The sequence below is a fragment of the Pseudomonas sp. BN102 genome, assembly GCF_029871245.1.
Classification (GTDB): domain Bacteria; phylum Pseudomonadota; class Gammaproteobacteria; order Pseudomonadales; family Pseudomonadaceae; genus Metapseudomonas.
In genome coordinates, this window is the sequence record NZ_SSON01000048.1 from 128,967 (window position 1) to 139,903 (window position 10,937).

General features: G+C 65.7%; 9 protein-coding genes. 5 read left to right on the forward strand and 4 right to left on the reverse strand.

Annotated features, from left to right (window positions below; translation table 11 throughout):
* Positions 1–4 precede the first annotated feature (4 nt).
* Complete coding sequence (locus E8F12_RS09630; RefSeq protein ID WP_280325016.1) at positions 5–1,117, reverse strand: amidase; 1,113 nt, start codon at positions 1,115–1,117, stop codon at positions 5–7.
* 726 nt (positions 1,118–1,843) lie between these two features.
* Here E8F12_RS09630 and E8F12_RS09635 point away from each other — a divergent pair.
* The 5 genes from E8F12_RS09635 (at position 1,844) to E8F12_RS09655 (ending at position 7,417) form a co-directional block, all read left to right on the forward strand.
* A complete protein-coding gene (locus E8F12_RS09635; RefSeq protein ID WP_280325017.1) occupies positions 1,844–2,995 on the forward strand; it encodes an ABC transporter substrate-binding protein in 1,152 nt (383 codons plus the stop codon).
* 181 nt (positions 2,996–3,176) lie between these two features.
* On the forward strand, positions 3,177–4,214 hold the full coding sequence (locus E8F12_RS09640; protein ID WP_280325018.1) for a branched-chain amino acid ABC transporter permease: 1,038 nt from the start codon (positions 3,177–3,179) through the stop codon (positions 4,212–4,214).
* Positions 4,211–6,010: a branched-chain amino acid ABC transporter ATP-binding protein/permease gene (locus E8F12_RS09645; protein WP_280325019.1), complete on the forward strand. Its 1,800-nt coding sequence runs from the start codon at positions 4,211–4,213 to the stop codon at positions 6,008–6,010. The genes E8F12_RS09640 and E8F12_RS09645 overlap by 4 nt, the downstream gene beginning before the upstream one ends.
* Positions 6,010–6,801: an ABC transporter ATP-binding protein gene (locus E8F12_RS09650; RefSeq protein WP_280325020.1), complete on the forward strand. Its 792-nt coding sequence runs from the start codon at positions 6,010–6,012 to the stop codon at positions 6,799–6,801. Before E8F12_RS09645 ends, E8F12_RS09650 begins: the two co-directional genes overlap by 1 nt.
* 139 nt (positions 6,802–6,940) lie before the next feature.
* Positions 6,941–7,417, forward strand: a complete 477-nt coding sequence (locus E8F12_RS09655) for a MarR family transcriptional regulator (RefSeq protein WP_280325021.1) — start codon at positions 6,941–6,943, stop codon at positions 7,415–7,417.
* 138 nt (positions 7,418–7,555) lie between these two features.
* On the opposite strand, the gene E8F12_RS09660 is transcribed toward E8F12_RS09655, so the two are convergent.
* The 3 genes from E8F12_RS09660 to E8F12_RS09670 all read right to left on the reverse strand — a co-directional run.
* Positions 7,556–8,374, reverse strand: coding sequence for a shikimate 5-dehydrogenase (locus tag E8F12_RS09660; protein ID WP_280325022.1), 819 nt, complete (start codon positions 8,372–8,374; stop codon positions 7,556–7,558).
* Between the two features lie 162 nt (positions 8,375–8,536).
* Complete coding sequence (locus E8F12_RS09665) at positions 8,537–10,162, reverse strand: NADP-dependent glyceraldehyde-3-phosphate dehydrogenase (RefSeq protein WP_280325023.1); 1,626 nt, start codon at positions 10,160–10,162, stop codon at positions 8,537–8,539.
* A 283-nt stretch (positions 10,163–10,445) separates the two neighbouring features.
* Positions 10,446–10,937 (reverse strand): bifunctional 4-hydroxy-2-oxoglutarate aldolase/2-dehydro-3-deoxy-phosphogluconate aldolase (locus E8F12_RS09670; RefSeq protein WP_280325024.1); only part of this gene is annotated, 492 nt, incomplete at its 5' end.

Genomic DNA, 10,937 nt, shown 5'->3' on the forward strand with positions numbered 1-10,937 from the left:
GTGGTTATTGTCCGAGGCGCCGCACGAGTTCGCGGGCGACTGCACAGAGCAGTTCGTCCGCGCCCTTGGCGGCGATGAGTTGCAGGCCGACCGGCAGCTTCGAGGCACCCTCGAGGGGGACGCTCAGTGCCGGGTGGCCAGAGAGGTTGAAAGGCCGCACGAAGGCGGTCATGCCGATGGCCGCGCGGGTATCGGCGGCCTCAGCCACCAATGCCGGGTAGTCGGGCATGGTCGGCAGGGCGAGGATCGGGCAGCGCGCCAGGGCGGCATCCACCTCGGCGGTGAAGGCGGCGCGAACGGCTTCTGCGTCGACCAGGGCGGCGTCGGTGGTGGTGCTGGCGGCCAGCAGGCGGGCGGCGACATCGGCACCCACCAGGCCGGTTTCCAGCAAGTGGCCGCAGGCGTTCCAGGTTTCCCGGTTGATCACCGCCAGGCCGGCGTCATAGGCGGCCGGCATGCCGGGCAGCGGCGCGCCGAGCAGCTCGAAGTCCGAGGCTTCCAGCACGGCGTCGAGGGTGGCCTGCACTTCCGGATCGGCCTGCACCGGCACCACGCCGATGCGGATGCCATCGACGTCCGGCAGCGCCTTGAAGGAAGGATCGATGGCGGCCATGGCCTCGATCAGCAGATCGATGCTGGCGGCGAACGGGCCGACGCAGTCGAGGCTGGTCTGCGCGGGCATCACGCCGGCGCGGCTGACACGGCTGAAGGTGGGCTTCAGGCCGAACACGCCGCAGCAAGCTGCAGGCACCCGCACTGAGCCGCCGGTATCGGTGCCCAAGGAAAAGTCGCAGAGACCCGCGGCGACGGCGGCGGCCGAACCGCTGGAGGAACCGCCGGGCACGCGGCCGGGGTAGCGCGGGTTTTCCGCGGTGCCGGTCCAGGCGTTCAGTCCGGTGGTGCCGAAGGCCAGCTCATGCAGGCTGGTCTTGCCGGTGATGCGGCAGCCCGCGTCCAGCAGCGCCTGGACCACATCGGCATGGCGCTCGGCGTCGGGCGCTTCTTCCAGCGCGCGGCTGGATGCACGGGTGGGATGACCGGCGATATCGATGGTGTCTTTCACCATCACGGTTCGCCCCGCGCCACCCAGCTCCAGCCTCTCGACCACTATCGTCATCTGCATCACCCATTGGCGTTCTTGTTGGTGCTCGATCGCCCCGTCGGGGGCGTCGACTGCGTAAATCCAGAATCGGAATAATTACGTGAAATGTCAATTGAATTATCACTGGAATAGGAGTGTGTAGATTAGGTGCATTTTCACGTGATTGCGCACCGTTTACGTGCAGATCGGTAACAGCTTGAAAAGCTCAAATTCAGCAAATACCTCAATAAAAATCCATTATTTTCAATAATTTATGATTTCATTGGGATTGTTTCTCATCTTATCCAGCGGAAACACTGTGAATTTCAGGCAATTCAACCTGTGCGTTTATCGAACAAAATATTTGCAATTCATTGCGATTTTTTCGCCGTAAAAGCAGTGTTTTTTTCAGAGCAAAAACCATGCTTTTCGCCCAAGAAAAACACCTCTTTAGAGACCACTGGAAGGCCGGCCAGCGCAGCGTGAAAGCGATTTTCGGAACATGCCGACAGGGCACTCGGAAAGCACTGCAGGAAAGGCAACGAGTGACGCGCCAACAGGCGTTCGTCGGCCCCGCGCCGACATGGCACAGGACTTTCTGGCACGGGAGCTGCACTCCGGACTCCGGCCGGGCGGGATACCCGCCGGTAGCGCCAACAGGCGCCAGAACAACAAGAAGGCGGCAGGCATCCGCGCACCAGCTCCTCCGGGAGCACCGCGGACCCTGCCTCTTGAATAGCCTTGCAACCCTCGGAGAACGTCATGCTCTTCAAACAAGCCGTGTCCACCCTGCTCCTCAGCGCCGCCTGCCTGTCCTCCGCCCAAGCGGACGTGAAGGTCGGCGTCATCACCTCCTCCACTGGGCCCCTCGCCCTGGTCGGGCTTCCGCAGAAGAACTCGACACCGCTGCTGCCCACCCAGGCCGGCGACCAGAAAGTGACCTACATCCCCCTGGATGACGGCAGCGATCCCACCGCCACCGTCAAGGCACTGAAGAAGCTGATCAGCGAAGAAAACGTCGATGCCATCATCGGCCCGAGCGGCTCGCCCAACGCCATGGGCGTGATCCAGTTCGCCGCCGAGGCCGGCGTGCCGCTGCTGGCGCCGGTGGGCACCGCCGCCGTGGTGCTGCCGATGAACGAGCAGAAGAAGTGGGTGTTCAAGACCACCCAGAACGACGACCTGATCGCCAAGGCCCTGGTGGAAGACATGACCGCCCGTGGCGTGAAGACCCTGGGCTTCATCGGCACCGCCGACCCCTACGGCGAGAACTGGTCGAAGGTGATGGGCGCCCTGGCCGCCGAGCACGGCATCAAGCTGGTGGCCAACGAGCGCTTCCAGCGCCAGGACACCTCGGTCACCGGCCAGAGCCTGAAGGTGCTCGTCTCCCGCCCGGACGCCGTACTGGTGGCCGCCCCCGGCAGCGCCGCGGTGCTGCCGCAGACCACTCTGTTCGACCAGGGCTATCGCGGCCAGATGTACCAGACTCACGGCGCCGCCCTGCCGGACTTCCTCAAGCTCGGCGGCAAGAAGGTGGAAGGCACCATCCTCGCCGCCAGCCTGATGCTTGTGCTCGACCAGATCCCGGACAGCCATCCCTCCAAGCAGGTCGCCGGTGAATACGTGGCCGCCTACGAGAAACTCAACGGCAGCAAACCGGCCACCTTCGGCGCCAACACCTTCGACGCCGGCCTGCTGCTGCAGAAGGCCATTCCGCTGGCGGCCGCCAAGGCCGCACCGGGCACCCCGGAGTTCCGTGCCGCCCTGCGCGATGCGCTGGAAGCCAGCCGCGAAGTGCCGGCCACCCAGGGCGTCTACAACATGACACCGGACGACCACAGCGGCTTCGACGAGCGCGGCCGCGAGCTGATCCAGGTGAAGAACGGCACCTGGAACCTGCTCGGCCGCAACTGATCCGGGTCGAACGTCGACGGTGGATGAAAGAAGCGTCATCCACCCTACGCCAGGCACGGACCTTCCCACGTCGTAGGGTGGACATCGCTCTTCATGTCCACCTTTCGGGGTTCGGATGGAGCACCGATGGTGGATGAAGAAAGCGTCATCCACCCTACGTATCGCAACAAGAGTTCTCACCATGAATTTCCAGATAGCCCTGCTGCTCGGCCAGGACGGCATCACCAACGGCGCGATCTACGCGCTGCTGGCCCTGTCGATCCTGCTGGTCTTCACCGTCACGCGCATCCTGCTGATCCCCCAGGGCGAGTTCGTCACCTACGGCGCGCTGACCATGGCCAGCCTGCAGGCCGGCCAGCCCACCGCGCTGGTCTGGCTGCTGCTCGGCCTGACCCTGGCCGACTGCGCCATGGACCTGTACGACGCCACTCGCGCCGGCCACGGCTTCCGCTTCCCGAAACGGATAGTCGCCAAGCTCGCCTACACTCTGACCCTGGTCGGCCTGGTACGCAGCCTGCCCCTGGCCGAGCTGCCGATGGCGATCCAGGCCCTGCTCACCCTGGCCCTGGTGGTGCCGCTCGGTCCGCAGCTCTACCGCCTGGTGTTCCAGCCGCTGGCCTCGGCCAGCGCCCTGGTGCTGCTGATCGTCTCCATCGCCGTGCACGTGGCCATGGTGGGCATCGCCCTGCTGATATTCGGCCCTGAAGGCGCGCGCACCGCGCCCTTCTCCGAGGCCGGCCTGACGCTGGGCCCGGTGACCTTCAACAGCCAGACCCTGTGGGTGATCGCCGTGTCCCTGGCGCTGATCATCGGCCTGTTCCTGTTCTTCGAACGCAGCCTCTACGGCAAGGCCCTGCGCGCCACCGCGGTGAACCGCCTGGGCGCGCGACTGATGGGCATCTCGCCCACACTGGCGGGCAAGGCCACCTTCGCCCTGGCCACCTTCATCGGCGCGCTGTCGGGCATCCTCATCGCACCCATCACCACGCTGTACTTCGACTCGGGCTTCGTCATCAGCCTCAAGGGCTTCGTCGGCGCCATCATCGGCGGCCTGGTGAGCTACCCGGCGGCCGCCCTCGGCGCCTTGGGCGTGGGCCTGATCGAGGCCTTCTCGATGTTCTGGGCCAGCACCTACAAGGAGATCATCGTCTTCACCCTGATCATCCCCTTCCTGCTCTGGCGCTCCCTCACCAGCCGTCTTGTGGAGGACGATGAATGAAACCGCGCTACCTGATCCTCGCCCTGGTGGCCGTGCTCGGCGCCGCGCCGCTGGTGCTGCCGCCCTACTACGTCACCCTGCTTAACTACATCGGCCTCTACACCCTGGTGGTGCTCGGCCTGGTGCTGCTCACCGGCGTCGGCGGCATGACCAGCTTCGGCCAGGCCGCCTTCGTCGGCCTCGGCGCCTACACCAGCGCCTACCTGACCACGGCGCAGGACCTGCCCGGCTGGCTGGCCTGGGCCAGCGCCTCGCCCTGGCTGACCCTGCTGGTGGGCCTGGCCCTTACCGCCGCCGTGGCGCTGCTGCTCGGGGCGCTCACCCTGAAGCTCTCCGGGCATTACCTGCCGCTCGGCACCATCGCCTGGGGCCTGTCGCTCTACTACCTGTTCGGCACCCTGGAATCCCTCGGCGGCCACACCGGCGTCGGCGGCCTGCCGTCGATCTCCCTACTGGGCTGGCAACTGGATAAGGGCGAGAAGATCTACTACCTGATCTGGGCCGTGCTGCTGGGCGCCATGCTGGTCACCCAGAACCTCCTGGACTCCCGCGAAGGCCGCGCCATCCGGGCACTAAAGGGCGGCCAGCTGATGGCCGAGTCCATGGGCGTGAACACCTTCCACTCCAAGCTGGTGATCTTCCTCATCTCCGCCCTGTTCGCCGCCCTCTCCGGCTGGCTCTACGCCCATACCCAGCGCTTCGTGAACCCCACGCCGTTCGGCCTGCACATGGGCATCGACTACCTGTTCATGGCGCTGATCGGGGGCGTGGCCAGCGTCTGGGGCGCACTGCTCGGCGCCGGTACCCTGACCATGCTCAAGCAATGGCTACAGGACCTGCTGTCGCAACTGTTGGGCAGTACCGGCAACTACGAAGTGATCGTCTTCGGCCTGGCCATCATCCTGCTGATGCAGCGCGCGCCGGGCGGCCTCTGGCCGCTGCTGCTGCGCCTGGTGCCGGACAGCTGGAAGCCGCGCAAGGCAGCCAAGGCCGTGGCCGACGCCGCCGAGCTGCCGCGCCGCGAACTCCCCAAGGCCGGTGAAGTGCTGCTGGAAGCGCGCAACGTGACCCGTCGTTTCGGGGGCCTGGTGGCCAACAACGACATGAACCTGGAAGTACGCGCCGGGGAAATCCTCGCCCTGATCGGCCCCAATGGCGCCGGCAAGAGCACCCTGTTCAACCAGCTCTCCGGGGTGGATACCCCCACCACGGGCGAAGTGCTGTTCCGCGGCCAGCGGATCAACGGCATCCCTTCCCGCGCCATCGCCCGCATGGGCATGAGCCGTACCTTCCAGCACGTGAAACTGCTGCCGGAAATGAGCGTGCTGGAGAACGTCGCCATCGGCGCCCACCTGCGCGGCGGCAAGGGCGTGCTCGCCGCCGCCCTGCGCCTGGACCGCGCCGAGGAAGCCGAGCTGCTCAACGAGGCGCGCCGCCAGTTGGAACGCGTCGGCCTGGGCGACTACCTCTACGCCGAAGCCGGCAGCCTGGCCCTGGGTCAGCAGCGCATCCTCGAGATCGCCCGCGCCCTCTGCGCCAACCCCTGCCTGCTGCTGCTCGACGAGCCGGCTGCCGGCCTGCGCCACAAGGAGAAGGAGGCCCTCGGCATGCTGCTCAGCCGCCTGCGCAGCGAAGGCATGGCGATCCTCCTGGTGGAGCACGACATGGACTTCGTGATGGGCCTGGTGGACCGCGTGGTGGTGATGGAATTCGGACAACGCATCGCCCACGGCCTGCCCGCCGATGTGCAGAAGGACCCGGCGGTGCTGGAAGCCTATCTCGGAGGAGCTGAGTGATGAACATGCCGATGCAAGACCTGAAGCAACCGCAGAACCAGGTGGCCAACGCGGTACTGGACGTCAGCGACCTGTGCGTCGCCTACGGCAAGGTGGAGGCCCTGTCCAACGCCAGCCTTATCGTCGGCCAGGGGCAGATCGTCACCGTGATCGGCCCCAACGGCGCCGGCAAGACCACCCTGCTCTCCGCCATCATGGGCGTGCTCGGGTCCCGTGGCCGGGTGGCCTTCGACGGCAGCCTGGAAGCGGTGCCGGAGGTGGAAGTGATGGTGTCGCGTGGCCTCGGCCTGGTGCCGGAGAAGCGCGAGCTGTTCGGCAGCATGAGCGTCGCCGACAACCTGTTGCTCGGCGCCTTCCAGCGCCACCGCAGCGGCAGGCGCGACCACGGCGAAACGCTCAAGGAGGTCTATGAACTGTTTCCACGGTTGTGGGAGCGCCGCGACCAGCTCGCCGCCACCCTTTCCGGCGGTGAGCGGCAGATGCTCGCCGTGGGCCGCGCGCTGATGGCCAAGCCCAAGCTGCTGATGCTCGACGAACCCAGCCTGGGCCTGGCGCCGCTGATCACCCGCGAGATCTTCCGAATCATCACCACCCTGCGCCAGCAGGGGGTGTCGATCCTGCTGGTGGAGCAGAACGCCCGCGCAGCCCTGCGCGTGGCCGACTATGCGTACGTGCTGGAAACCGGGCAGATCGCCATGCAGGGCCCCGCCGCGCAGCTGGCCGACGACCCGCGCGTGATCGAGGCCTACCTGGGCCTGGCCAGCAAACACCAGGAAATGCTTGCCGGCTGATCGCTTCCGGCCCGGCCGCGAGGCCGGGCCGCCCGCCGGGACTGACGAAGGTCAAGTCACGGTCACTTGGCTGTCGACAGGCTCGACGCAACCCCCTATAACTCTCCCCCTGTCAGCAGGAACCTATGCCCCCTTTCGCATGAGCACCCCGAAGAAGCGCCTCAACCGTTACAACCCCGCCAGTGACGACTTCAAGAAAGAAGAATTCCCCTTCTACTGGATCGCCCGCGTTTACGGCCGCTACAGCATGGCCATGGAAAAGTCGCTGAAGAAGATCGACCTGGACATCCCGCGCTGGCGCATCCTGTTCATCCTCAAGGAGAACGGTGAATCGAGCATCTCGGAAATCTCCGAACACGCCATCGCCAAGCTCTCCACCGTCACCAAGATCGTCTACCGCATGAAGGACGACGGCCTGGTCGACACCGCCCCCTGCAGCAACGACGGCCGCGTCACCCAGGTGTCCATCACCGAGAAGGGCCGGCACATGGTCGAGGAGATCCAGGTCAACACCGCGCACATCTTCACCAACAGCTTCAAGGACCTCAGCGAAGCCCAGATCGCCAAGCTCAACGGCACCCTGGAGAAGATCTACGCGAATCTGCCGGAGGATTGAGCCGCACGGGCTTGCCCTTCCTTGTGGGGGCGAATTCATTCGCTATGCAGACCGAAGGTCTGCCCTTCGTACCTGACTTCGGGGCACTGCGTACCCCTTAGCGATTGAAATCGCCCCCACAGGATCTCCCCACCCGCCTTACCCTCGTGCGAATGCCGCTGCCCTTTCGATCAGTTCGGGATCCGGCCGCACGCCGGTGTAGAGCACGAACTGCTCCACGGCCTGCAACACAATGACCTCGGCGCCGGTGATCACCGGCTTGCCCAGTTCTCGGGCGAGACGGATCAGCGGGGTTTCAACCGGCAGGGCCACCACGTCGAAAATCCATTCCGCCGCTTGCACCTGTTCCGGGGTGAAGGCCAGGGCGCTCGCCTCCGGTCCGCCCTCCATGCCCAGCGGCGTGACGTTGACCAGCATCTGCGGCTGCGCATCGCCCAGTTCGGACAACCATTCATAACCACAGCCCTGCGCCAGCGCCTGGCCGGTTTCCGGATTGCGGGCGACGATGCTGCCGTGGCGAAAACCGCTGTCGCGAATGGCGCTGGCGACCGCCTTGGCCATGCCGCCACTGCCGCGCAGGGCGAAGCGGATGTCCTTGGGCACCGCACGGCTTTCGAGGAGGCTGGCCACGGCGCTGTAGTCGGTGTTGTAGCCCTTCAGCCAGCCCTGGTCGGCGACTATGGTGTTCACCGACTGGATGGCCGAGGCCGAGGCGTCCAACTCGTCCAGCAGCGGGATGCAGGCTTCCTTGAACGGCATCGACACCGCCGAGCCACGGATTCCCAGGGCGCGGATGCCGCCGATGGCAGCCGGCAGGTCGGTGGTGGTGAAGGCCTTGTAGATGAAGTCCAGGTCCAGGGCTTCATAGAGGTAGTTCTGAAAGCGCGTGCCGAAGTTGCCGGGACGACCGGACAGCGACATGCAGAGCTGGGTATCCCGGCTGATGGGGCGGGGCATGGGGGATCTCCGTTTGGCGGCGGGGCTGCGGCTTTTCTGTGGGGGCGAATTCATTCGCTATGCGGACCGCAGGTCTGCCCTTGGGACTGCCATTGGGGGCACTTCGTGCCCCTCAGCGAATGAATTCGCCCCCACAAGGAAAGGGGAAGCCTGTGCGGGTCTTCAGAAAATGTAATCCGTGGTCAGGAAGTTCGATTCGCGGTTGCGGATGATCTCGCTGACTAGCGCCTTGTTGTCCTCCTGGAACTTCGTCGCTACCAGGGTGCGAATGGAAAACACGCGCAGGGCGTCATGTACCGACAGCGTGCCCTCGGCGGAGTTCTTGCGGCCGTTGAAGGGGAAGGTGTCGGGGCCGCGCTGGCACTGGGCGTTGATGTTGATGCGGCCCACCTGGTTGGCGAAGGCGTCCACCAGCCGGCCGACCTGGGCCGGGTCGTTGCCGAACAGGCTGAGCTGCTGGCCGTAGTCGGAATGCAGGACGTAGTCGATCACCTCTTCCAATTCGCGGTAAGGCACCACCGGGATCAGCGGGCCGAACTGTTCTTCGTTGTACAGGCGCATGTCCGGGCTCACCGGGCTCAGCACGGCGGGATAGAAGAAACTCTGCCGGTGGCTGCCGCCGCCCGGGTTGACCACCCTGGCGCCCTTGGCCACGGCATCCGCCAGCAGCGTGTTGAGGTAGTCGACCTTGCCCGGCTCGGGCAGCGGGGTCAGGGCCACGCCATCGTCCCAGGGCATGCCGGGCTTGAGCGCGGCCAGCTTGGCGCAGAACTTGTCGAGGAAGGGCTCGAGCACATCCTCGTGGACGAAGAGGATCTTCAGCGCCGTGCAGCGCTGGCCGTTGAAGGACAGCGCGCCGGTGATGGCTTCGCTGACCGCGTTGTCCAGATCCACCTTGGGCAGGACGATGCCGGGGTTCTTCGCATCCAGGCCCAGGGCCGCGCGCAGCCGGTGCGGGCGCGGGTGCAGCTTCTTCAGGTCGCTGGCACCGGAGTGGGTGCCGATGAAGGCGAAGACGTCGACCTTGCCGCTGGCCATCAGGGCGCTGACGGTGTCACGGCCACGGCCGTAGATGATGTTGATGACGCCCGGCGGGAAGCTGTCGCGGAAAGCCTCCAGCAACGGGCGGATCAGCAGCACGCCGAACTTGGCCGGCTTGAACACCACCGTGTTGCCCATGATCAGCGCCGGGATCAGGGTGGTGAAAGTCTCGTTCAGCGGGTAGTTGTAGGGCCCCATGCACAGGGCCACACCCAGCGGCACCCGGCGGATCTGGCCAAGGGTGCCCTGCTCCAGCTCGAAGCGGCTGGAGCGGCGGTCCAGCTCCTTTAGGGCCTCGATGGTGTCGACCATGTAGTCGCAGGTGCGGTCGAACTCCTTCTCGGAATCCTTGAGGTTCTTGCCGATTTCCCACATCAGCAGCTTGACCACCGCCTCGCGCCGCTCGCGCATGCGCGCCAGGAACGTCTCCACATGCTGGATGCGCTCGGCCACGCGCATCGTCGGCCAGAGCCCCTGGCCGTGGTCGTAGGCCGCTACCGCCGCGTCAAGCGCGGCCAGCGCGGCGTCGGCATCCAGCAGCGGCGTGCTGCCCAGCACCACCTGCTCATCGCCCTGGTCGCCGGCCAGGAAGATCGGACTGCGCACCGCGGCCAGAGGGCCACCCCAGCGCAGCAGCTCGCCATTCACCAGGTATTCGCGCTGTTCGATGGGCGCGCCGGGACGGAAGCGCTCGGGGATTTCGGCAGCAGTGGGGAACAAGGCATCGAGATTGTTGTTGTGGGTCATTGCACTTTCCTCTGGATCGGGACCACTGGAAATCGGTTTTAACGCGGTTTCTTTGCTTGGTAAATCGTTTCAGCAAACCGTTTGGCGGAATCCCGTCGCAATTGAGTGCGATATGGGAATGGGCTACGGAGTTACTGGGGTGGGCATGAACCCTGTGGGGGCGAATTCATTCGCTATGGGGCACGCAGTGCCCCCAGGGAAGTTCGAAGGGCAGGCCTGCGGCCTGCATAGCGATTGAAATCGCCCCCACAAAAAGCGGAACACGAAGTGCCGGGACCGAACCTCAGCCCAGCAGCGCCAGCGCCTCGGCCGAACACTCCTGGATCCGCTGCCAGTCGCCGTTGCGAATCCACTCCTTGTCCAGCATCCAGCTACCGCCCACGCACATCACATTGGCCAGGGCCATGTAGTCGCGCAGGTTGCCGGGGTTGACCCCGCCCGTGGGGCAGAAGCGGATGCCGGGGAAGGGTCCGCCGAAGGCCTTGAGCGCCTTGATGCCGCCGCAGATCTCCGCCGGGAACAGCTTGAAGCGGCGGTAGCCGAGGGCGTAGCCGAGCATGATCTCGGAGGCGCTGCTGATCCCCGGCAACAGCGGCAGCGGGCTGTAGACGCCGGCGCGCAGCAGCTCGGCGGTGCAGCCGGGCGTGACGATGAACTGCGAGCCGGCGGCTTCGGCCTCGGCCAGCATCAGCTCGTCGAGCACGGTGCCGGCGCCGACGCAGAGTTCCGGGCGCTGCTCGCGCAAGGTGCGGATGGCGGCCAGGCCGTGCTCGGA